This is a genomic window from Mesorhizobium sp. CNPSo 4661 (genome assembly GCF_057784215.1).
Window position 1 is genome coordinate 1 of record NZ_JBWGIO010000007.1, and the last position, 22582, is coordinate 22582.

General features: G+C 65.7%; 15 protein-coding genes. 11 read left to right on the forward strand and 4 right to left on the reverse strand.

The genetic code is table 11. The features are described 5' to 3' along the window. Positions 1-348: 348 nt before the first annotated feature. The 4 genes from AC0YKC_RS11670 to AC0YKC_RS11685 all read right to left on the reverse strand — a co-directional run bounded on the left by AC0YKC_RS11670 (position 349) and on the right by AC0YKC_RS11685 (position 4579). Entirely contained in the window at positions 349-1506 is a 1158-nt protein-coding gene (locus AC0YKC_RS11670) for a glycosyltransferase family 87 protein (protein WP_488511145.1), read from the reverse strand. A gap of 130 nt (positions 1507-1636) precedes the next feature. Continuing rightward, positions 1637-2254 carry an alpha-ketoglutarate-dependent dioxygenase AlkB family protein gene (locus AC0YKC_RS11675; protein WP_488511146.1) on the reverse strand — a complete coding sequence of 206 codons (618 nt, stop codon included), beginning with the start codon at positions 2252-2254 and terminating at the stop codon, positions 1637-1639. Between the two features lie 91 nt (positions 2255-2345). Next, positions 2346-2783 (reverse strand): alternative ribosome rescue aminoacyl-tRNA hydrolase ArfB, encoded by a 438-nt coding sequence (arfB, locus tag AC0YKC_RS11680; protein WP_488511147.1) that lies wholly within the window; start codon positions 2781-2783, stop codon positions 2346-2348. 185 nt (positions 2784-2968) lie between these two features. Then, positions 2969-4579, reverse strand: coding sequence for a phosphoenolpyruvate carboxykinase (locus tag AC0YKC_RS11685; RefSeq protein WP_488511148.1), 1611 nt, complete (start codon positions 4577-4579; stop codon positions 2969-2971). A gap of 340 nt (positions 4580-4919) precedes the next feature. On the opposite strand from AC0YKC_RS11685, the gene AC0YKC_RS11690 reads away from it, so the two are divergent. From AC0YKC_RS11690 to addA, 11 genes are all read left to right on the forward strand, one after another. Beyond that, positions 4920-5621: a response regulator transcription factor gene (locus AC0YKC_RS11690; RefSeq protein ID WP_006201274.1), complete on the forward strand. Its 702-nt coding sequence runs from the start codon at positions 4920-4922 to the stop codon at positions 5619-5621. A 134-nt stretch (positions 5622-5755) separates the two neighbouring features. Further along, the gene (locus AC0YKC_RS11695; protein WP_434724777.1) at positions 5756-7540 is read left to right on the forward strand and encodes a stimulus-sensing domain-containing protein; all 1785 of its coding nucleotides are present in this window, start codon (positions 5756-5758) and stop codon (positions 7538-7540) included. A 20-nt stretch (positions 7541-7560) separates the two neighbouring features. Next, complete coding sequence (locus AC0YKC_RS11700) at positions 7561-8022, forward strand: HPr kinase/phosphorylase (RefSeq protein ID WP_320294447.1); 462 nt, start codon at positions 7561-7563, stop codon at positions 8020-8022. A 165-nt stretch (positions 8023-8187) separates the two neighbouring features. Continuing rightward, positions 8188-8589 (forward strand): PTS sugar transporter subunit IIA, encoded by a 402-nt coding sequence (locus AC0YKC_RS11705; RefSeq protein ID WP_320293986.1) that lies wholly within the window; start codon positions 8188-8190, stop codon positions 8587-8589. Continuing rightward, positions 8586-8882 (forward strand): HPr family phosphocarrier protein, encoded by a 297-nt coding sequence (locus AC0YKC_RS11710; RefSeq protein ID WP_320293985.1) that lies wholly within the window; start codon positions 8586-8588, stop codon positions 8880-8882. Before AC0YKC_RS11705 ends, AC0YKC_RS11710 begins: the two co-directional genes overlap by 4 nt. 579 nt (positions 8883-9461) lie before the next feature. Continuing rightward, positions 9462-10862, forward strand: coding sequence for an adenosylhomocysteinase (gene ahcY / locus AC0YKC_RS11715; protein ID WP_320293984.1), 1401 nt, complete (start codon positions 9462-9464; stop codon positions 10860-10862). A 190-nt stretch (positions 10863-11052) separates the two neighbouring features. Beyond that, positions 11053-13632: a sensor histidine kinase gene (locus tag AC0YKC_RS11720; protein ID WP_488511149.1), complete on the forward strand. Its 2580-nt coding sequence runs from the start codon at positions 11053-11055 to the stop codon at positions 13630-13632. A gap of 9 nt (positions 13633-13641) precedes the next feature. Next, on the forward strand, positions 13642-15153 hold the full coding sequence (tsaE, locus tag AC0YKC_RS11725; RefSeq protein WP_488511150.1) for a tRNA (adenosine(37)-N6)-threonylcarbamoyltransferase complex ATPase subunit type 1 TsaE: 1512 nt from the start codon (positions 13642-13644) through the stop codon (positions 15151-15153). Further along, a complete protein-coding gene (locus tag AC0YKC_RS11730) occupies positions 15150-15872 on the forward strand; it encodes a nucleotidyltransferase family protein (RefSeq protein WP_434724774.1) in 723 nt (240 codons plus the stop codon). The genes tsaE and AC0YKC_RS11730 overlap by 4 nt, the downstream gene beginning before the upstream one ends. Then, a complete protein-coding gene (gene addB / locus AC0YKC_RS11735; RefSeq protein ID WP_488511151.1) occupies positions 15869-19003 on the forward strand; it encodes a double-strand break repair protein AddB in 3135 nt (1044 codons plus the stop codon). The genes AC0YKC_RS11730 and addB overlap by 4 nt, the downstream gene beginning before the upstream one ends. Beyond that, positions 19000-22512, forward strand: a complete 3513-nt coding sequence (gene addA / locus AC0YKC_RS11740) for a double-strand break repair helicase AddA (RefSeq protein ID WP_488511153.1) — start codon at positions 19000-19002, stop codon at positions 22510-22512. Before addB ends, addA begins: the two co-directional genes overlap by 4 nt. Positions 22513-22582 lie beyond the last annotated feature (70 nt).

A 22582-nucleotide genomic window follows, 5' to 3' on the forward strand; every position in this document is an offset into this window, starting at 1 on the left:
TTCAACCTTGACCGCCGCGACAACCCGCTCGCGCAAATCCATCGAATATCCAGCCATCGATGCTGGCCTCCTGCCCAGCATCGATGTTGAATCAGATCATTGCTGATTTGGGAATCCAACGACTCCTACAAATCTCATCCCGCTCTAGGTGTTTGTTTGATGCACGTCGTCATCGCAAAACCGAGGTCACTTTTGCGCGCACGCGACCTGCTCTAAGTTTTTGATGTTAAGCATGTCTTTGTCCCGAAACCGGGTTCACTTACGGGAGACATGCTTTAATTCCCGCGGCGGACGGAAGGCTGCGGCGAAGTCGCCGAGCCCGTCGCTGCGCACGTATCCTGGAATGCTTTAGGCCAGGGACGGTTCTCCCGAGAGTTCAGCCTTGCGGCCTGTCGTCCATATCGAATGCAGCATCCACGCGGCAACAAACAGCGGGATCAGGACAGCGACGCAATATCCGCCCCAGGTGAAAAAATGCACGACGAAAGGCCCGAGCCAGCAAATCGCCAGGATCAGTCGAGGCGGCCTCGAAACCATCGCAGCGAGCATCGCGACCGCTACGGCCACACCGATCGTGTCGTAGGTGTACCCATAGGGCGTGGCAAGGATCGCAAGGACAGCGGTAAGCACCACTCGTTCCTGATGCGAGACCAGGCGCCGCGGCCACCAGAGCCAGATCGCCGCGGCGATGGAAGCGATGGTCGCGACAGCCTGGATGCCATAGGCGGGGGCCAGCCCGAGCCCGACAGCCCTTGCCGTGAAGAACACCGTTATGGCGTTGTACTGATAGGGTTGCGGATATGGCGCTTGCATGATCGCCGTCATCAAGGGACGGGTTTCGGTCAGGAACAGACGCCAGACATCAAAGCCGAAGAACAGGCCGGTGGCGACGGCGATCACGACCGCGGTCCCGATGGCCGCGAAAATGGCGCGCCAGTTGCCGCTGGCGAGCAGGCAGAAGGGCACAAGGATGCCGAGATGCGGCTTGATCGTCAGCAGGCCGAACAGGATCCCGGCCAGCAGCGGACGCCTGGGCGCCACGGCGAGGCCGCCGATCAACAGCGCGGTGGTCAGCGCGCCGTTCTGGCCGAATACCGAGTTCCAGATCACCGCGGGGCTCAAGACAATCGCCAGTTCGAGGGCCGCTCCGAGCTTCAGCGGCCGGATCGCCAACCACAGACAAAGTACGGTCCCGACCGTCCAGACCAGGTAGGCAGGCAAGATCGGCAAGGTGGCAAGCGGAACGCCGAGCAACAGGATGTTCGGCGGATAGCTCCATTCCTGATTGGGAAGATCGGGCGAGAGCATGGCGCGCAGCGCCGCGCGGTAGGCGTCCACATCGAAGAGGGTAGCAACATGGCCGTCGATGGCCATGCGCGAACCAGCCCAGAAATTGGTGAAGTCCCAATAGGGAAGCCTGTGCGAAAGTTCGGAAAATCCTTTGCTGTTCAGGGTCCACAAACTGCTCAGGTAAACCTCGGTCATCCAAAGCGCGACGATCGACACCACCGTGACGATGGCTACGTCCAAGAGGCTTCTGGTCCTGATCCAGTCCGGCTGCATGGCGACCTCGATTTCGCAACCGACCTTTTAGTCGCGGTGTCCTTAAGATCGCGTTGCCTCGGCGCCAAGCAGCTCAGGCCGGGACCGTCACCCGGCGCAGCGTCAGGTTGATGCGGCCGCCATTCTCCAGAAGCGCCGACGTCGCGGGATAGATGCGGTCGACGCCGTGGAAGGCGAGGCGTCCTTCATCGCCGAGCACGACGACGTCGCCACTCTTCAGCCTGAACGACTTCGTGCCGTCTTCGCGCCTGTCCTGGCCGACCCGGAACAGGCAGTCGTCGCCCAGCGAGACCGACACCACGGGCGCGGCGAAATCCTGCTCGTCGCGATCCTGATGCAGGCCCATTCTGGCGTCCGCCGAATAGAAGTTGACCAGGCATGCCTCGGGCGGATGCGGATAGGCCGAGACCTCGCGCCACAGTTGCAGCAAGGCTTCCGGGATCGGCGGCCAAGGCTCGCCCGTCACCGGATGCGTGGGCTGGTAGCGATAGCCGCGCTCCTTGTCGGTCACCCAGCCAAGCGCGCCGCAATTGGTCATGCGCACGCTCATCTCCTTGCCGGTGCGCGGCATGGCCGGCACGTAGAGGGGCGCCGCCTGCACGACGCGCCTGATCTCCTCGACCAGCATTTCCTGGGCCGGGCGGGTAATGTAGCCCGGCATATGGCGAACGCCTTTGGGCAGAACGAGCATGGATCGATCCGATCAATTGGCCAGAGAGCATGCCACCGAAGAAACAGCTCCGCGACCCGAAAACGGCCGCTCGCTTGCCGGTATGCCGGCCTCAGTCGCTGTCGACCCGGCCGCGCAGCTTCTTCACCGTCGATCGGCCCGCCTTGCTCTTGAGGCGGCGCTCCACGGCGCCCTTGGACGGCCTGGTCTTCTTGCGCGGCGGCGGTGGCGGCTCGGCCGCCTTGGCGATCAACGCCGTCAGCCGCGCCCGCGCGTCGGCCCGGTTCTGCTCCTGGGTGCGGAAGCGGCCGGCCTCGATGACGATGACGCCGTCCTTGGTGGCGCGCTGGCCGGCAAGCCTGATGGCACGCGCGCGCACCCGCTCGGACAGGCCGGAAGCGTTCGCCGCGTCGAAGCGCAGCTGCACGGCGGTGGCTACCTTGTTGACGTTCTGGCCGCCCGGGCCGGACGAGCGGATGAAGTCCTCATGCAGGTCGCCCGCACGGATGACCGCTTCGCCGGAGATGATGATGTCGTCGTCGCTCGCCATGCCTGCACTCATGACGCGGCTGCGGCAAAAAGAAAAGGCCCGGCGCCAGAGCGGTTCACCGCCTCACGGAAACGGTGACCTCTCTGGCTTTCTCTGTTGACGCAATTCCGGACGGAAAACCGTTTCACACTTTTCCTGGAATTGCGCTGGCCGGGCCCTGGAGGAAGGATGCCTGAGACGGCGACCTATTCCGCTGCTTCCTGCAGGCGCGGCGCGGCACCGAGGATGGTGGCGTCGACGTGGCGTTCGAACTTCTCGAAATTGGTCGCGAACATGTTGACCAGCTTCGCGGCCTGGCGGTCGTAACCGGCCTTGTCCGCCCAGGTCGAGCGCGGGTCGAGAATGGCGCTCTCGACACCCGGGACCGCCACCGGCACCTCGAAGCCGAAATTGGCGTCGGTGCGGAACTCGGCCGAGTTCAGCGAGCCGTCCAGCGCGGCGCCCAGCAAGGCGCGCGTCACCTTGATGGGCATGCGGCGGCCGGTGCCATAGGCGCCGCCGGTCCAGCCGGTGTTGACCAGCCAGCAGTCGACGCCATGGCTGGCGATCAGCTCGCGCAGCAGATTGCCGTATTCGGACGGGTGGCGCGGCATGAACGGGGCGCCGAAGCAGGTCGAGAAGGTCGCCTCCGGCTCGGTGACGCCCTTTTCCGTGCCGGCAACCTTCGCGGTATAGCCCGACAGGAAGTGGTACATCGCCTGCGCCGGCGTCAGCCTGGCGATCGGCGGCATGACGCCAAAGGCGTCGGCGGTCAGCATGATGATGTTCTTCGGATGACCGGCGCGGCCGGTCTTCGAGGCGTTGGGGATAAAGTCCAGCGGATAGGCGCAGCGCGTGTTTTCGGTCAGGCTGCCATCGTTGAAATCCGGAACGCGACCGGCGTCGAGCACCACGTTCTCCAACACCGTGCCGAAGCGCTGCGTGGTGGCGAAGATCTCCGGTTCGGCCTCGGCCGACAGCCTGATCGTCTTGGCGTAGCAGCCGCCCTCAAAATTGAAGATGCCGTGCGGACCCCAGCCATGCTCGTCGTCGCCGATCAGCGTGCGCGACGGATCCGCGGAAAGCGTCGTCTTGCCGGTGCCGGACAGGCCGAAGAAGACGGCCGTGTCGCCGTCCGGACCTTCATTGGCGGAGCAATGCATCGGCATGACGCCCTTTGCCGGCAGCAGATAGTTCAGCATGGTGAACACCGACTTCTTCATCTCGCCGGCATAGGAGGTGCCGCCGATCAGCACGATCTTGCGGGTGAGGTCGACCGCGATCACCGTTTCCGTGCGGGTGCCGTGACGTACCGGATCGGCGCGGAAGGAGGGCAGATCGATGATGGTCATGCGCGGCGCGAAGCGCTCGAGCTCCGCGGCGTCGGGGCGGATCAGGAGGTTGCGGATGAACAGCGAATGCCAGGCGAATTCGGTGATGACCCGGGTCGGCAGGTTCAGATCGGCGTCGGCACCGCCGACGAGGTCCTGGACATAGAGGTCCTTGTCCGCCGCGTGGGCGCGGAAGTCGGAAAGCAGCGCCTCGAACTGGGCGGGCGAGATCGCCTTGTTGTTGTCCCACCAGACATGCGGCTCGGTCGCTCCGTCGCGCACGACGAATTTGTCCTTCGGCGAGCGGCCGGTGTGCTGGCCGGTCTCGGCGACCAGCGCGCCCTGCGCGGTCAGCCTCGCCTCGCCACGCCGGATCGCTTCCTCATAGAGTTCGGCCGCGCCGAAATTGTAGCGGACCATGCCCGTGGTGTTCAGGCCGATCGCGTCAATGGCGCAGTCGGGGTTGCGTTTGCCGGCTTCCGACATCAAATTTCCTCTCTGGATTGGCCGCATCTGACGGGTGATTTCCCGGAGCCCGCGCTGGGGCCGCCAGGTTCAGAACCAGAAAAGGCGAATGATATCAAATCATTAATCGATTTAAAAAATTTGAAAGTTGTTTAAATCGTTTATATGTGCAAAAAACCGCAGAGGTTGCCCAAAGGATTGGCAGGCTTGGTTCGTCCAATCCCAATATGGGTGCGATGGCGTGTGACGGCAGGCCGAGCGTGACTTCGGACAAGGCCCGTGCCACATTTTGTACCCAATTTGTCCTGCAAAAGCCCCTTCTCGACGACAGAAGGGACAGCTCATGAGGGAGCCGCTTGAAATGGCAACAATCGCGCTTGTCGACGACGACCGCAACATTCTGACCTCGGTGTCGATCGCGCTCGAGTCCGAGGGCTATCGGGTCGAAACCTACACCGACGGCGCGTCGGCGCTGGAAGGCCTGGCGGCGCGGCCGCCGAATCTCGCCATCCTCGACATCAAGATGCCGCGCATGGACGGCATGGAGCTGTTGCGCCGCATGCGCCAGAAGTCGGATCTGCCGGTCATCTTCCTGACCTCGAAGGACGACGAGATCGACGAATTGTTCGGCCTCAAGATGGGCGCCGACGACTTCATCCGCAAACCCTTCTCGCAGCGCCTTCTGGTCGAACGCGTGCGCGCGGTGCTGCGCCGCACCAGCGCCCGCGAGGCGGCGGCCAAGGCGCCGAGCCAGCAGGCCCGCTCGCTCGAACGCGGCCAGCTGGTGATGGACCAGGAACGCCACACCTGCACCTGGAAGGGCGAGCCGGTGACGCTGACAGTGACCGAGTTCCTCATCCTGCATTCGCTGGCGCAGCGCCCCGGCGTGGTAAAAAGCCGTGATGCGCTGATGGATTCAGCCTATGATGAACAGGTCTATGTCGACGACCGCACCATCGACAGCCACATCAAACGGCTGCGCAAGAAGTTCAAGGCTGTCGACGACGACTTCGAGATGATCGAAACCCTTTACGGAGTCGGGTACCGGTTCCGGGAAGCATGAGATAGGCAGTAGGCAGTAGGGAATAGTCAGTAGTCAGTTTTGAATGATGCGAGCGGCCACTCATAGCCGCAGTCAGCCAACCTATTCCCTACTGCCTACTCACTACTCACTAACTAAGCAGGGCCTGCTATTCGATGGCAGTGGAAGTAGAGCGAGGCAGACGGGCGGGCGCGGCGAGGCGCCCGTCGCGGATCGTGCCCGCCTTCGTGTCGAAGTTCACGGTGCCGATGCGCCGGTTTCTCGGCCATCACATCTTCTCCAGCCTGACGCGGCGCATCCTGTTCCTCAACCTGGCCGGCCTTGCCGTGCTGGTGACAGGCATCCTTTATCTCAACACCTTCCGCGACGGGCTGATCGACGCGCGCGTCGAGAGCCTGATGACGCAGGGCGAGATCATCGCCGGCGCGATCGCGGCCTCGGCGACAGTCGAGACCGATTCGATCAGCATCGACCCGGAAAAGCTGCTGGAGCTGCAGGCCGGCGAGAGCCTTGGGCCGGGTTCCGACCAGCTCGACAACCTCGATTTCCCGATCAATCCGGAGCGCGTCGCGCCGGTGCTGAGGCGCCTGATCTCGCCGACGCGCACCCGCGCCCGCATCTATGACCGCGACGCCAACCTGCTGCTCGATTCGCGCCATCTCTATTCGCGCGGCCAGATCCTGCGCTACGACCTGCCGCCGGTCGAGGACGAACAGCCGGACCTCCTGGAACGGGTCGAGAAATTCGTCTTCGACTTCTTCCGCAACAAGGACCTGCCCGTCTACCACGAGCAGCCCGGTGGCAATGGCGCGGCCTTCCCGGAAGTGGTCAAGGCGCTGACCGGTAGCCCCTCGACCATCGTGCGGGTGAGCGAGCAAGGCGAGCAGATCGTCTCCGTCGCGGTGCCGATCCAGCGTTTCCGCGCCGTGCTCGGTGTGTTGATGCTGTCCACCGAAGGCGGCGACATAGACAAGATCGTGGCGGCCGAGCGCAAGGCGATCCTGCGCGTGTTCGGAGTGGCGGCTCTGGTCACCGCGATCCTGTCGATGCTTCTGGCATCCACCATCGCCAATCCGCTGCGCCGGCTTTCCGCCGCCGCCGTCAGGGTGCGGCGCGGCGTCAAGAGCCGCGAGGAAATCCCCGATTTCTCCGACCGCCAGGACGAGATCGGCAATTTGTCCATTGCCGTGCGTGACATGACGAATGCGCTGTACGCGAGAATCGAGGCGATCGAGAGTTTCGCCGCCGACGTGTCGCATGAATTGAAGAACCCTCTGACGTCGCTGCGCAGCGCCGTCGAGACATTACCTTTGGCGAAAAACGATGCTTCTCGCGCGCGTCTGATGGAAATCATCCAGCACGATGTGAGGCGGCTCGACCGGCTGATAACCGACATCTCCGACGCCTCCCGCCTCGACGCCGAGTTGGCGCGCGAGGATGCCGGCACCGTGGATTTGAAGAAGTTCATCACCGACCTCGTCGCCGTGTCACGCGAGACGACGCGCAACAAGAAGGCAGTCGAGATCGAGTTCAAGGTGGCAAAGCTGCCGGCCGGCGCAAAAGGCTTCTTCGTCGTCGGCCATGACCTCAGGATCGGCCAGGTCATCACCAACCTGATCGAGAACGCACGCTCCTTCGTGCCCGACGAGCACGGCCACATCGCCATTTCGCTGGCGCGCGCGGGCAAGTTCAACATCATCACCGTCGACGACAACGGCCCGGGTATCCGGGCCGAGAACATCGACCGCATCTTCGAGCGCTTCTACACCGACCGGCCGGCCGGCGAGGCGTTCGGCCAGAACTCCGGGCTCGGGCTGTCGATCAGCCGCCAGATCGTCGAGGCGCATGGCGGCACGCTGACGGCCGAGAACATCCCCGGCACCAAGCCCGGCGAGATCAAGGGCGCGCGTTTCGTGGTGACGCTGCCGGCCGAAGGCTGAGCCCAGGCGCCGACCCGATGATGTCCGACCCCGCCGCGAAGCCTGAAAACATCCATGGAACCGCAATCCTGATCGGCGATCGAGGCATCCTTATCACCGGGCCGTCCGGCGCCGGCAAAACGACGCTGGCGCTGACCCTCCTGGACCATTGCCGCACGCGCGGGCTGTTCTCGCGGCTGATCGGCGACGACAGAGTGCTTGCCGTGGCCCATGCCGGCCGGCTTGTCTGCCGCGTGCCGACGACGATAGCGGGCCTCGCCGAAGTGCCAGGTTTCATGCCGCGCCGGCTGCCGTTCGAACCGGGCGGCGTAATCGACCTCAATGTGCGGCTGGTGCCGAAGACGGAGATGTCCCGTTTCCAGGAGGAAACCAGCGAGCCGGTGGCAGGCTGCCCGGTGCCGCGTATCGACCTTGCCGAACGCAACGCAGCCACCGCCTTGCCGGCGATAATGGCGCGGTTGTCGATCCAGCCTTTTTCATGATCGGGCCGGGGTTTTTTTGTTGCGATGCGTCAAAATGGCCCGGGCTGCCGCAATTTTGGGCTTGTCAACCGGCCGCGCGTCGACAAGATAGCGCTCCCGCCGCCTGGAATGGCCGGCGAACATAAGATACGCCTGTGAAGCGGCGATGACGGGAGCCACCAGAGAATGATCGGACTCGTGCTCGTGACGCACGGTCAACTCGCCACCGAGTTCCGGCATGCAGTCGAGCATGTCGTCGGGCCGCAAGACAATTTCGAAACCGTGGCGATCGGCGCCGATGACGACATGGAGCGGCGCCGGGCCGACATTGTCGACGCCGTGGCGCGCGTCGACACAGGCACCGGCGTCATCGTGCTCACCGACATGTTCGGCGGCACGCCCTCCAACCTCGCCATCTCGGTGATGGAATCCGGCCGCACCGAGGTCATCGCCGGCATGAACCTGCCGATGCTGATCAAGCTCTCCTCGATCCGCAAGGGCGACAACATGGCCGCCGCGCTCGACGAAGCGCAGGCGGCGGGCCGCAAATACATCAACGTCGCCAGCCAGCTCCTGAGCAGCAAATGAACGTATCGGCGTCGCAGACGGACGAGGTGGTGCGGGAGTTCCCGATCATCAATCAGCGCGGTCTGCACGCGCGCGCTTCGGCCAAGTTCGTCCAGGTCGCCAGCGGCTTCGACGCCACCATCCACGTCGAGAAGGACGGCGTGAAGGTCGGCGGCACCTCGATCATGGGCCTGATGATGCTGGCGGCGAGCCCGGGCTATTCGATCCGCGTCATCGCCAGCGGCCCCGAAGCCGTGCCGGCGATGGACGCGCTGGAGCGGCTTGTTGCCTCGCGCTTCGGCGAGGAAATCTAGTTTCTCAGCACAGGATTTTGACCGGCCGGCTCTTTTTGCTTTGGCAGGTGGCATGCGTTGGAGATTGGTCGAAACGTCCATCGCGATCGTCATTCTAAAGCGCGTTGCGCTGAAACGGATTCAGGCGACGCGCTTTAGATCCTTTGTTTGATGCATGTCGTTGCCGCAAAACCGAGGTCACTTTTGCGCGACATGCATTAGGGCGGAGCGGGAGCGAAGCTCCATCGCGGAGACCCTGGAATCCATGCCGTTACCTTCGCCAAAGAGTGCAGCGGAGCAAAATTCTGCAACCCTGGCGGCGCTTCGAAAGCACGACATGGATTCTATGGTCTGCGCCGCGTCGCTTCGCTCCTTGCTCCGCCATAGAATAACGAGGGTTGGGGCGGCTTCAGCCAATCCACAGCGTTTGCGCTGATTTCAGGGAATATCATGCCCTCCCAAGACATGCGCGCATAAAGATTTCTTTATATCCCATTGTCGTGTCACGGCCGATCTGCTAGTCAGGCCGGCAATCGCGCCCTCCCATGCGCCTCCCGGCGTTGGCGCGCCTTTGAGAAAAAATCACACCGGAGCACTGCCATGACGGGTAGCAAGGACTATGTGGTCGCCGACATCTCGCTTGCCGGCTGGGGCCGCAAGGAGATCGAGATCGCCGAAACCGAAATGCCGGGCCTGATGGCCTGCCGCGAGGAGTTCGGCGCCAAGAAGCCGCTGAAGGGCGCGCGCATCACCGGCTCGCTGCACATGACCATCCAGACGGCGGTGCTGATAGAGACGCTGAAGGCGCTGGGCGCCGACATCCGCTGGGCCTCGTGCAATATCTTCTCGACACAGGACCACGCGGCCGCCGCGATCGCCGAGGCCGGCATCCCGGTCTTCGCCATCAAGGGCGAGTCGCTCGAGGACTACTGGAACTACACCGATCGCATCTTCCAGTGGACCGACGGCGGCACCTCCAACATGATCCTGGACGACGGCGGCGACGCCACCATGTACATCCTGCTCGGCGCCCGCGCCGAGGCCGGCGAGGACGTGCTGTCCAATCCCGGCAGCGAGGAGGAAGAGATCCTGTTCGCCCAGATCAAGAAGCGCCTGAAGGCCTCACCCGGCTTCTTCACCAAGCAGCGCGAAGCGATCCGCGGCGTCACCGAGGAGACCACCACCGGCGTCAACCGCCTCTACCAGCTGCAGAAGAAGGGCCTGCTGCCCTTCCCGGCGATCAACGTCAACGATTCCGTCACCAAGTCGAAATTCGACAACAAGTATGGCTGCAAGGAATCGCTGGTCGACGGCATCCGCCGCGGCACCGACACGATGATGGCCGGCAAGGTCGCGGTGGTGTGCGGCTATGGCGACGTGGGCAAGGGCTCGTCGGCTTCGCTGCGCGGCGCCGGCGCCCGCGTCAAGGTCACCGAGGTCGACCCGATCTGCGCGCTGCAGGCGGCGATGGACGGCTTTGAGGTGGTGACGCTGGAAGACGCGGCCCCCACCGCCGACATCGTCATCACCACCACCGGCAACAAGGACGTCGTCACCCTCGACCATATGCGGTCGATGAAGGACATGGTGATCGTCGGCAATATCGGCCACTTCGACAACGAGATTCAGGTGGCGTCGCTGCGCAACCTGAAATGGACCAACGTCAAGCCGCAGGTCGACCTGATCACCTTCCCGGACGGCAAGCGGATGATCCTTCTGTCCGAGGGACGCCTGCTCAACCTCGGCAACGCCACCGGACATCCGAGCTTCGTCATGTCGGCCTCGTTCACCAACCAGGTGCTGGCGCAGATCGAGCTTTTCAGCAAGCACGGCCAGTATGAGAACCAGGTCTATGTGCTGCCCAAGCACCTCGACGAGAAGGTGGCGCGGCTGCATCTCGACAAGCTCGGCGCCAAGCTCACCGAGCTGTCGGGCGAACAGGCCGCCTATATCGGCGTGACGCCGCAGGGACCGTACAAGCCGGAACACTACCGCTATTAACCAAAGCGAAATTATCTACCAGATATTGAAGCCGGACGGTTGACTTTCCGCCCGGCTTTATTTTTTGCGCCAATGATTCTTCACGCCGATTCCGGCAGGCGTTATTGTTGTGATTCGCGGTCCGGGGACATGTTGGGCCGGGGACGCATTCAGGGCGGTCTTGCATTCAAGCGGCGAAGAGGACCAAGACATGCCGGGGGATTACCCGCTACGCGCGGGAAAGGCCGTTTCCGGCGGCCATGAGGATTCGAACGAGGCCGGCCCCGCCATGAGCGGCGGCGGTTTTCGTGGCGGCTTGCGGCTGGCCTCGCTGCTTGCCACCTCGGCGCTCGCCAGCCCGCTGCTCGCGTTTGCCGCGCACGCCGAGACAAGCCTTCCTGGAAAAGCCACGGCGCCGGTCAGCACCGTCGAGGTCATGCAGCTCGCCATGTTCGTCGGTGTCATGGGCGCGGCACTTGTCTCGGCCATCTTCCTGATCCGCGAGCGCGCGCGCACCGCCGCGCAAAATGTCCAGCTCAGGGGCCGCATCGCGGACGTCAACGCGGCGCTGCAGCGTTCCGAGGCGCTGCTCAACCTGCGCGACCAGCGGCTGATCGTCTGGGCAATGGACAACAAGAAACCCGAACTCATCGGCAACCTGCCGCTGGAAAGCGGCGCGCCCGACGACAGGTCGGCCTTCCTCGCCTTCGGCCGCTGGCTGATGCCACGCTCGGCGGCGGCTTTGGAACACGCGGTTGCGGCGCTGCGCGAACAGTCGAAGGCCTTCGACCTGGTCATCGAAACGCAGGCCGGCGTGCCGCTGGAAGTGCATGGCCGCAAGAGCGCGGCGCATGTCTTGGTGCGTTTCGTCTCGTTGTCGGAGACACTGCGCAACCAGGCCAGGCTGAAGATCGAGAACCAGCGGCTTAGCGCCGACCACGACACGCTGGTCGGCCTGCTCGACGCGTTGAAAATGCCGGCATGGTTGCGCGGCGCGGACGGGCGATTGCAATGGGTCAACCGCGCCTATGCCGAGGCGGTGGAAGCCGAAAGCCCGGCCGCCGCCCTGCGCGACGCCAAGGAATTCCTCGGCGGCCAGGCGCGCGAGCAGATCGCCGAGCAGCACAAGACGCGCGCAGTCTTCGAGCAGACGCTTTCCACCGTGATCGAGGGCGACCGCCGCATGTTCGCGGTCACCGACTTTGCCGGCGCCGACGGCTCGGCGGGTCTTGCCTGCGACACCAGCGCGGTCGAGACGATCCGCGCCGAATATGAGCGGACCGTCCGCAGCCATGCCGACACGCTCGACCAGTTGAACACCGCGGTGGCGATCTTCGACACCGAGGAAAAGCTGCGCTTCTTCAACCAGGCCTTCCAGAAGCTGTGGGGTCTCGACCCGGGCTTCCTGCTCAGCGCTCCCTCCAACACGCTGCTGCTCGACCGGCTGCGCTCAGAAGGCAGGATTGCCGAGCAGCCGGAATGGCGGCGCTGGAAGGAAAACCTGCTCAGCGCCTACCGCGCCGTCGAATCGCAGGAGCATTGGTGGCACCTGCCGGACGGCAAGACGATCCGCGTCGTGGCGAACCCGCAGCCGAAGGGCGGCGTCACCTGGGTGTTCGAGAACCTGACCGAGAAGATGGACCTCGAAAGCCGCTACCAGACCGCCGTGCGGGTGCAGGGCGAGACGCTGGACAACCTCGCCGAAGGCGTGGTCGTGTTCGGTCCGGACGGCCGGCTGCGCCTTTCCAATCCGGCCTTCGTCGCGCTTTGGGGCCTGACGGTGGAAGCGGTCAAGCCGAACGTCCATGTCTCGGCGATCCGCGACCTGTGCAACCAGCGCGCCGCGAACAGCCCGTGGGGCGGCTTCGTCGCCGCGATCACCGGCTTCGACGACGAGCGCCGCGACCGCCGCGGCCAGATCGAACTCGTCGACGGCACGGTGCTGAGCTACGCGGTGATCCACCTGCCCAACGGCCAGGTGATGATCACCTTCGTCGACGTCACCGACACCGTCAATGTCGAGCGGGCGCTGAAGGACAGGAACGAGGCGCTGGAGAAATCCGACCAGCTGAAGAACGAATTCGTGCAGCATGTGTCCTATGAGCTGCGCTCGCCGCTGACCAACATCATCGGCTTCACCGAGCTTCTGTCGCTGCCCGCGACAGGGCCGCTGACACCGAAGCAGCGCGAATATGTCGAGCATGTCGGCTCGTCGTCGTCGGTGCTGCTCACCATCGTCAACGATATCCTCGACCTAGCCACCGTCGATGCCGGCATCATGCAGCTCGACATCTCCGAAATGAACATCGACCGGACCATCGCCGCCGCCGCCGAACTGGTCGCCGACAGGCTGGACGAGCACCGGATCAAGCTCGATATCGATGCGGCGGAGGCGCCGGCGAGCTTCCATGGCGATGAGATCCGTATCCGCCAGATCCTCTACAATTTGCTTAGCAACGCGGCGAACTACGCGCCGGAGGCAAGCACGATCACGCTTACCTGCCGCCGGTTGGCCGACAGCGTCGAGTTCTCGGTGCATGACAACGGCCCCGGCATGCCGCCGGACGTGCTGGAATCGGTCTTCCGCCGCTTCGAGCCGCGCGCCAATGGCGGACGGCGGCGCGGCGCCGGGCTGGGCCTCTCGATCGTCAAGAGCTTCGTCGAATTGCATGGCGGAACCGTGCGCATCGAGACCGGCCAGGACAAGGGCACCACGGTGATCTGCACCTTCCCGGACAAGCCTTCCGGAATCCCGGATACGCCGGCGGGCATCCGCGACGCGGCCGAGTAGCGCGGCCCGATGGCAGGAACGGTGTTGGAGCGTTTTCTCGCCGACGAGGCGGCAACGGCAAGGCTTGGCGAGGACCTCGCCATGGCTTTGCGCGCCGGCGACGCGATCGCGCTCAACGGCGATCTCGGCGCGGGCAAGTCGACGCTGGCCCGCGCGCTGATCCGGACGCTTGCCGACGATACCGGCCTCGAAGTGCCGAGCCCGACCTTCACGCTGGTGCAGAGCTACGAGACGCGCGTTCCGGTGCATCATTTCGACCTCTACCGCCTCTCCTCACCGGACGAGCTCGACGAGCTCGGCCTCGACGATGCGCTCAGCCAAGGCGCGGCGCTGGTCGAATGGCCGGAACGGGCCGCAGACCGATTGCCGGCAAGCGCGCTGTGGGTCGACCTTGCCGAACATGGCGAGGGCCGCGTGGCAAGGCTGTCGGGGCAGGGGCCGGTCTACGAACGCGTCGCTCGATCGCTGGCCATGCGCGATTTCCTGGCCTCGGCCGGATGGGGCGAAGCCAGCCGCCGCCATTTCGTCGGCGATGCCTCTGCCCGCTCCTACGAGATCGTCTCGTTGCCCGGCAAGGCGCCGCGCGTGCTGATGAACTCGCCGCGCCTCGTGCTCGGGCCGCCGGTGCGCAACGGCAAGCCCTATGCCGTGATCGCCCATACGGCCCAGTCCGTCACCGCCTTCGTCGCCATCGACCGGGCGCTGCTTGCGGCCGGCGTCAGCGTGCCGGCGATCCATGCCCAGGACCTCGACCGGGGCTTTCTGCTCATCGAACATCTCGGCTCGGAAGGTTTCCTCGGCCACGACGGCCAGCCCATCGCGAAGCGCTACGAAGCGGCGGCGGAACTGCTGGCCATGATGCATGGCAAGGCTTGGCCCACGCGCATGGAAGCGGCACCGGGGGTGTTCCACGACGTGCCGCCTTTCGATCGGGAAGCCATGCTGATCGAGGCCGACCTTTTGGTCGACTGGTATGTGCCATGGATCACCGGCAAACCGGCAAACGACACTTTGCGGGCAGGCTACCACAAGGTATGGAATGCCCTTCTCGACCGCCTTGCCAGCAGCGAATACACGCTGATGCTGCGCGACTTCCATTCGCCCAACATCATCTGGCGGGCGGAGCGGTCCGGCCTCGACCGGCTCGGCATCGTCGACGTGCAGGACGCGCTGATCGGGCCGGCGGCCTATGACGTAGCCTCCTTGGCCATGGATGCGCGGGTCACCGTCTCGCCCGAGATCGAGCGGCGGACGGTCGCGGCCTATGTCGCGGCGCGGCGCGCCGCCGGCGCGTTCGACGAGGCCGGTTTCGCCGAGGCCTATGCGATCATGGCGGCGCAGCGCAATTCGAAGATCCTCGGCATCTTCGTGCGGCTCGAAAAGCGCGACGGCAAGCCTTACTATCTGAAGCACCTGCCGCGCATCCGCGACTATCTGAGGCGGGCGCTGGCGCATCCGGCGCTGGCTGGCCTGAAGGATTTCTACATGGCCCACGGCCTGCTCGAGGAACGGGTCCCATGAAGCCGACGACCGCGATGGTGCTGGCGGCCGGGCTTGGCAAGCGCATGCGGCCGATCACCGACACGATGCCGAAGCCGTTGGTGAAGATCGCCGGCAAGACCTTGCTCGACTGGGGGCTGGACAGCCTGGAGGCCGCCGGCGTCGCCAAGGCGATCGTCAACGTGCACTACCTGCCTGAACAGATCGTCGCCCATGTCGCCGCTCGGCGCGCACCGAAGATCGTCATCTCCGACGAGCGCGAGGCGCTGCTGGAATCGGCGGGCGGCATCGTCAAGGCGCTGCCGCTACTGGGCAGCGAACCGTTCTACATCATCAATGCCGACACCTTCTGGATCGACAGCGGCCAACCCAGCCTCGAGCGTCTTGCCCTTGCATGGGACGCCGCCAGAATGGATATTCTGCTGATGCTTACCGATCTCGACTCAGCCACCGGGCATTGCGTCGGCACCGATTTCCTGGCGGCGCCGGACGGTGCGCTCACGCGCTCGAAAGGCGACCCCGCCGGCCTGATCTATGCCGGCGCCGCCATCATCCATCCGCGCATCTTCAAGGATGCTCCTATCGGGTCGCATTCGCTCAATGTCTATTTCGATAAGGCGATCGCCGCCGGGCGCCTGTTCGGCATGAAGATGAACGGGCGCTGGATCACCGTCGGCACGCCGGACGCGATCCCCGCCGCCGAAGCGGCGGTGGCCGGCGCGCTCGCGAAGGCGGTATGAGCGGCGCGCGCCGCGTTCTTTCCATCCCGCCCGGAGCGCCGTTCCTGCCGACGCTGGCCGGAGCGTTGCTCGACGGGCGCCTGATCCCCTGCTTCCGCTTCGACGGCGATCCGCTGGAGCTCGCCGACGCCACCATCTATGTGCCGACGCGCCGCGCGGCGCGGGCGCTGCGCGGCGCCTTCGTCGACATTCTCTCTGAAATGGACGGGGGAAAACGCTCGGCCATCCTGCCGACGGTGCGGCCGCTCGGCGAGTTCGACGAGGACGAGGCGGCCTTCGATGCCGAGGCGGCACCTGCAATAGAGCTTGCGCCGCCGATCGCCGCGCAGGAGCGGCTGTTGTTGCTGGCGCCGCTGGTGCGCGCCTGGAAGGAAAACCTGCCGGCGCATGTCAGAGAGCGGTTCAACGAGGAATTCGTGGTGCCGACCTCGGCCGCCGACGCCATCTGGCTGGCGCGCGACCTCGCCCGGCTGATGGACGAGATCGAGACCGAAGGCACGGACTGGGCGAAGCTCGCGACGCTGGTCGCCGGCAATCTCGCCGGCTGGTGGCAGGTGACGCTCGATTTCCTCGGCATCGTCACCGACAACTGGCCGGAACTGCTCAAGGAGCGCGACCGCTCCAATCCGGCCGCGCATCGCAGCGCGCTGATCCGGCTGGAAGCGGCGCGGCTGAAGCGCAATCCACCGGCCGGACCGGTGATCGCCGCCGGTTCGACGGGCTCGATCCCCGCCACCGCCGAACTGCTTGGCGTGATCGCCGGACTGCCCAATGGCGCGGTCGTGCTGCCCGGGCTCGACCGCGAGCTGGACGACGCATCCTTTGCGGCGATCACCGCACCCGGCGCGCGCCCGGCAACGCTCGGCCATCCGCAATACGGCCTCGCCAAGCTGATCGGCGGCATTGGCATTGCGCGCCGCGATGTCGAGGACGTCGCCGCCGCGCCGCCGCCGCTTGCGCTGCGCGCGGCCCTTGTCGGCGAGGCGCTGCGGCCGGCCGAAACCACCGAATATTGGACCGAGACGCGGCCCCGCTTCACGGCACACGACATCGAACGGGCGCTTGCCGGCGTAACGGTGGTGGAAGCGGCGAACGAACGCGACGAGGCGGCGGCAATCGCCATCGCGTTGAAGCGCGCCGTGGAGATCCCGGGCAGGCGCGCGGCGCTCGTCACCGGCGACCGGGCGCTGGCGCGGCGAGTTTCGGCCGAGCTTCTGCGTTTCGGTGTCGTTGCCGACGATTCCGGCGGCGCGCCGCTCATCAACACGCCGGCCGCCAGCCTGCTCAGGCTCGCGCTGAGCGCGGCGTTCCGGCCCGGCGATCCGGTAAGCCTGCTGTCCTTGCTCAAGCATCCGCTGCTTGGGCTCGGTTTGGAACGCGAGATCGTGCGCAAGGCGGCCGAACTCGTCGAACTGGTCGCGCTGCGCGGCGGCACCGGCCGGCCCGATGTCGCCTCGCTCGGCGCGCTTTTCGAGACACGGCTCGCCGAGCTGAGCGGCGACACAAGGCAGCCTTTCTGGTTTTCGCGCCTGACCGTGCGCGGCATCGAGCAGGCGCGCGGCATGCTTAGCCGCCTTACAGATGCGCTGTTGCCGCTCACCGCGATGCGCGACGAGAACGGCGCCGACATCGCGACGCTGACGCGGGCGAGCGTCGTCGCGCTGGAGGATTTGGGCCGCACGGCCGATGGCGGTCTGGCCGACCTCTATGCCGGCGATGCCGGCGACAAGCTGGCCGAGTTGCTGCGCGGACTGGTGGCGGCGGCCTCGCCCTTCACCTTCGCCGCTTCGGAATGGCCCGACGTGATGGAGGCGCTGATCGCGCCGGAGACGGTGAAGCCGGCGCAAGGCACGGACCGCAACATCGCCATCTGGGGCGCGCTGGAAGCCCGATTGCAGAACGTCGACACGCTGATCATCGGCGGGCTCAACGAAGGCATCTGGCCGCGCAAGCCCGAGAGCGACCGCTTCATGTCGCGGCTGATGAAGACCGGCATCGACCTCGAGCCGCCGGAACGGCGCATCGGCCTTGCCGCGCATGATTTCCAGATGGCGACGGGCGCCGGCGAAGTGGTGCTGACGCGGTCGGCCCGTTCGGGCGACGCGCCGGCGGTGCCGTCACGCTGGCTGCAGCGCATCCTGACCTTCATCGGCAAGGAACCGGCGGCAGCGCTGCGCGGGCGTGGCGACGCGCTGCTTGGCTGGGCGCGCGCTCTCGATGCCGGCGAGAAGAAGGATTTTGCCCCTCGACCGCAGCCGAAGCCGCCGCTCAGCATGCGCCCGCAGCATTTTTCGGTCACCGAGATCGAGACGCTGCGCCGCGACCCCTACGCGGTCTACGCGCGGCGCATCCTGGGGCTTTCGCCGCTCGAGCCATTGATCCGCGATCCAGGCGCCGCCGAGCGTGGAACGCTGTTCCACGAAATCCTGCATCTGTTCTCGCGGCAGGTCGAGGATCCAAGGGCGCCGAATGCACTGGCAAGCCTTATCGAAGCCGGACGGATTTGCTTTGCCGACGCAAAGCTTCCGCCTGATATCGAGGCTGTCTGGTGGCCGCGTTTCGAAAAGCTCGCCGAAAACATCATCGAATGGGAGCATGGCCGCGCCGATGCGGTCACGCGACGCTACGCCGAGGAACGTGCCAACAAGACGGTGGTCGGCCGCACCGGCGTGACGCTGTCCGGCTATGCCGACCGCGTCGACCTGCTTGCCGGCGGCATGGCCGACATACTCGACTACAAGACCGGCTCCTCGCCCTCGAAGGCGCAGGCGCATACGCTGCTGGCGCCGCAGCTTGCGTTGGAAGGCGCCTTGCTCAGGCGCGGCGCCTTCAAGGAGCTCGGCATTCGCGAGCCATCGCAGCTTGCCTTCGTGCGGCTGAAGCCGAATGGCGAGGTGTTCGAGGAATCGATCCTCGAATACAACCGCAAGCCCCGCACCGCCAACGATCTGTCCGAGGAAGCCTGGGCGCGGCTGGAGCGGCTGCTGTTCCATTATGCCGACCCGACCACCGGCTACCTGTCGCGCGCGCTGCCGTTCCGCGAGGGCGAGGCGGACGGCGACTACGACCATCTGGCGCGCGTGCTGGAATGGTCGGCCGGTGGGGCCAGCGAAGACGAGGCGGACGGATGAAATATCCGATCCCCTCCGATACCGCCGCCAGCCAGGCGCGCGCCTCGGATCCCGCCTACTCCGCCTGGGTGTCGGCCAACGCCGGCTCGGGCAAGACGCATGTCTTGGCGCAGCGCGTCATCCGGCTTCTGCTCAACGGCACCGATCCGTCGAAGATCCTGTGCCTGACCTATACGCGGGCGGCCGCCGCCAACATGTCGAACCGCGTGTTCTCGACCCTGTCGGAATGGACGGCGCTCCCGGATGCGGAGCTGGCGATCAGGATCGCGGCGCTGGACAGCCACGGCGCCGACCGCGACATGATGCGGCGCGCACGGCGATTGTTCGCGGAGGCGCTGGAAACGCCGGGTGGGCTGAAGATCCAGACCATCCATGCCTTCTGCGAATCCGTGCTGCACCAGTTCCCGCTCGAAGCCAACATCCCGGCGCATTTCGAGATGCTCGATCCGCAGATGGAAGCCTCGCTGTTCGGCGATGCCCGCCGCGACATGATTTCGGGGGCGGCCGCCGGCGTCGAGGGCCTTGCGGAGGCCTTCGCCACCGTGCTGGAGCGCGGCGGCGAGTTCGGTCTCGACACGCTGCTTACAGAAATCGTCGGCAAGCGCGACGAGCTGCGCGATTTCATCGCCAAGCTCGGCAAGGATCGGGATTTCCGGCCGCTGTTCGCCGAATTCGGCTTCAGGCCCGGACAGAGCGCCGAGGACATCGCCGCTTCGCTGTGGCCGCTGCCTGGCTTCGGCCCCGGCCAGTTCGCCGAATTCACCCAGGCCGCCGAGGCCTCCGACGCGCGGCAGGTGCTGAACAATGTCGTCCCCTATGCGCAGGGAGCGTTCGCCGAAGCCGACCCGATCCGGCGGTTGCGGCTGCTGGCGAAGGCCTTTCTCAAGGCCGACGGCGACCCCTATGAGCCGCCCAAGATCTTCAAGAAGGCGCTTGTCGACCGGGTGCCGGATCTGCCGGACCGCTATCTGGCCGCGGCCAAGGCGATCCTTGAGGTAACCGACCGGCTGGCGCTGTTCCGCATGCTGGAAGGGACTGCCGCGGCGCTGACCGTCGCCGGCTGGCTGATCGCGCGCTACGAGCAGCTGAAGCGCGGGCGGGGCTTCCTCGACTTCAACGATCTCATCACCCGCACCGTCAGCCTCCTATCGCGGCCCGATGCCGGCCCCTGGGTGCAGTTCAAGCTCGACCAGGGCATCGACCACATCCTGCTCGACGAGGCGCAGGACACCAGCCCGGACCAGTGGGAGGTCGTGAAGAAGCTTACGGAAGAGTTCTTTGCCGGGCTCGGCCAGCGCGAGGCGGTGACGCGCACGATCTTTGCCGTGGGCGACGAGAAGCAGTCGATCTATTCCTTCCAGGGCGCGGCGCCGGATTCCTTTGCCGAAAGCCGGCTTTTGTTTGCCGGGCGCGTGCGCGACGCCGAAGCCGCCTTCGCCAATCTCAAGCTCACCTGGTCGTTCCGGTCGAGCGACGACGTGCTGGCCGCGGTCGACCGTGTCTTCGCCGAACCGGGTGTCCGGCGCGGCATCAGTCACGACCCTGACCCTTTGAGCCATAAGGCGATCCGCAATGACGCGCCGGGCTATGTCGAGGTGTGGCCCTCGGTCGGCGCCGAAATGGTCGAGGAGCCTGACGACTGGACCTTGCCGGTCAACCATGCCAGCGCGCCGGCCGTGCGCGTCGCCGAGCATGTCGCGACGACCATCCAGAACTGGCTGCGCAATGGCGAGGCGATCGAAGGCAAGGGCAGGAAACTGACCGCCGGCGACATACTCGTCCTGGTGCGCAAGCGCGACCGCTTCGTCCATGCGCTGTCGCGCAGCCTCAAGAACCGGCAGATCCCGGTCGCCGGCGCCGACCGGCTGAGCCTGCCCGGCCATATCGCCGTGCAGGATCTGATCGCGCTCGGGCATTTCCTGATCCAGCCGGAAGACGATCTGTCCTTGGCGGCGGTGCTGCGCAGCCCGATCTTCGAGGTTCCCGAGGAAACGCTGCTGGCGCTCGCCGGCTCGAGGCCGAAAGGCCAGTCGCTGATTTCCTCGCTGCGGCAGCACGCGGCCGAGGACGTGGCCCTCGCCGCTGTCGTTAGCCGGCTCGACGGCTGGGCGAGCGAAGTGGCGTTCAAGCCGGTGTTCGAATTCTACGCCGCTGCGCTGGCGCGTGACGGCCTGCGCCGCAAGATGACGGCGCGGCTTGGACCGGAAGCCGGCGACATCCTCGACGAATTCCTGAGTTTTTGCCTGGCCGAGGAACGCACCGGACTGCCGGGGCTGGAATCCTTCCTGTCGACGCTGGAGAATGCCGGCCCCGAGATCAAGCGCGAGATGGACCAGACGCGCGACGAAGTGCGCGTGATGACCGTGCACGCCGCCAAGGGCCTGGAAGCACCGGTGGTTTTCCTGGTCGATGGCGGCTCGGCGCCGTTCAGCGACCAGCACCTGCCGCGGCTGATGCCGTTCGAGAGCTCGGGCGGGCAATGGAAAGGCAAGGGCTATCTGTGGCGCTCGGCCAGTGACGTCGCCAACGGCGTCTCGAGGGCGGCTTCGGTTCGAGCGCGCGAACTGGCGGACGACGAATACCGGCGGCTGCTCTATGTCGGCATGACGCGCGCCGAGGATCGGCTGATCGTCTGCGGCTATCACGGCAAGCGTCAGCCCAGCACAGGCACCTGGCATTCGATCGTCAGCCGCGCGTTGCTCGGTGCGCCCGAGAGTGCCGAGCGGCGGCATCCCGCGACGGCCGATGTGACGGTGCATCGCTTCCACATGACCAGATTGCCGCCGGTGGCACCGACCGGCGTCGACAAGGCTGGACTGTTCGAGCACGCCGCGCCGCTGCCCGAAACCCTGTTTCGGCCGCTGCCGCCCTATGAGGAGTTGCCGCGGCCGCTTTCGCCTTCCGGCGCCTCGGCACTGATCGACGAAGCGAAGGACGCCGTCCCCGACACACGCTCGCCGGTGCTCGATGCCGCCGCCGAACCCGGCTTTGCGGTCATGCGCGGCCTTGCCCTGCACAAATTGCTGCAGATGCTGCCCGGCATCGCGGATACGGAAAGGCGGGGCGCCGCCGAGCGCTATCTGGCGCGCGCCGGCGCCGGCTGGCCCGACGGCGAGCGCGACAAGGCGCTGGAAGCGGTGCTGTCGGTCCTGTCCGACGGTCGCTTCGGCACGCTGTTCTCGCCGTCCTCGCGCGCGGAAGTCGCGGTGATGGGCAGCCTCGAGGTGAAGGGCAAGCTGCGCTCGATCTCCGGCAAGATCGACCGGCTGGCCGTCACGACGGAAAAAGTGTCGATCGTCGACTACAAGACCAACCGGCCTGCGCCGACCAGTCTGGCCGAAGTACCACCGGCCTATATGCTGCAGCTTGCGCTCTACCGCGCGCTGCTTCAGCCGCTCTATCCGGGCCGCGAGGTGACGGCGGCGCTGCTGTTCACCGAGGCGCCACGCCTGATCGAGCTGCCGGCGGCGGCCATGGACGACGCCCTTGCCCGACTCACGGGAGCGTGACACAAGAACTGCTTGAACATCGCCACCACAACCACCACATTTGGTGCAACCCGAGTTTTCGAAAGGATTT

Excerpts from the sequence above, each read along its gene's own strand:
- AC0YKC_RS11675 (WP_488511146.1), bottom strand. The coding sequence starts at position 2,254 with ATGCTCGTTCTGCCCAAAGGCGTTCGCCATATGCCGGGCTACATTACC.
- arfB (WP_488511147.1), bottom strand. The coding sequence starts at position 2,783 with ATGGCGAGCGACGACGACATCATCATCTCCGGCGAAGCGGTCATCCGT.
- AC0YKC_RS11685 (WP_488511148.1), bottom strand. The coding sequence starts at position 4,579 with ATGTCGGAAGCCGGCAAACGCAACCCCGACTGCGCCATTGACGCGATC.
- AC0YKC_RS11690 (WP_006201274.1), top strand. The coding sequence starts at position 4,920 with ATGGCAACAATCGCGCTTGTCGACGACGACCGCAACATTCTGACCTCG.
- AC0YKC_RS11695 (WP_434724777.1), top strand. The coding sequence starts at position 5,756 with ATGGCAGTGGAAGTAGAGCGAGGCAGACGGGCGGGCGCGGCGAGGCGC.
- AC0YKC_RS11700 (WP_320294447.1), top strand. The coding sequence starts at position 7,561 with ATGTCCGACCCCGCCGCGAAGCCTGAAAACATCCATGGAACCGCAATC.
- AC0YKC_RS11705 (WP_320293986.1), top strand. The coding sequence starts at position 8,188 with ATGATCGGACTCGTGCTCGTGACGCACGGTCAACTCGCCACCGAGTTC.
- AC0YKC_RS11710 (WP_320293985.1), top strand. The coding sequence starts at position 8,586 with ATGAACGTATCGGCGTCGCAGACGGACGAGGTGGTGCGGGAGTTCCCG.
- ahcY (WP_320293984.1), top strand. The coding sequence starts at position 9,462 with ATGACGGGTAGCAAGGACTATGTGGTCGCCGACATCTCGCTTGCCGGC.
- AC0YKC_RS11720 (WP_488511149.1), top strand. The coding sequence starts at position 11,053 with ATGCCGGGGGATTACCCGCTACGCGCGGGAAAGGCCGTTTCCGGCGGC.
- tsaE (WP_488511150.1), top strand. The coding sequence starts at position 13,642 with ATGGCAGGAACGGTGTTGGAGCGTTTTCTCGCCGACGAGGCGGCAACG.
- AC0YKC_RS11730 (WP_434724774.1), top strand. The coding sequence starts at position 15,150 with ATGAAGCCGACGACCGCGATGGTGCTGGCGGCCGGGCTTGGCAAGCGC.
- addB (WP_488511151.1), top strand. The coding sequence starts at position 15,869 with ATGAGCGGCGCGCGCCGCGTTCTTTCCATCCCGCCCGGAGCGCCGTTC.
- addA (WP_488511153.1), top strand. The coding sequence starts at position 19,000 with ATGAAATATCCGATCCCCTCCGATACCGCCGCCAGCCAGGCGCGCGCC.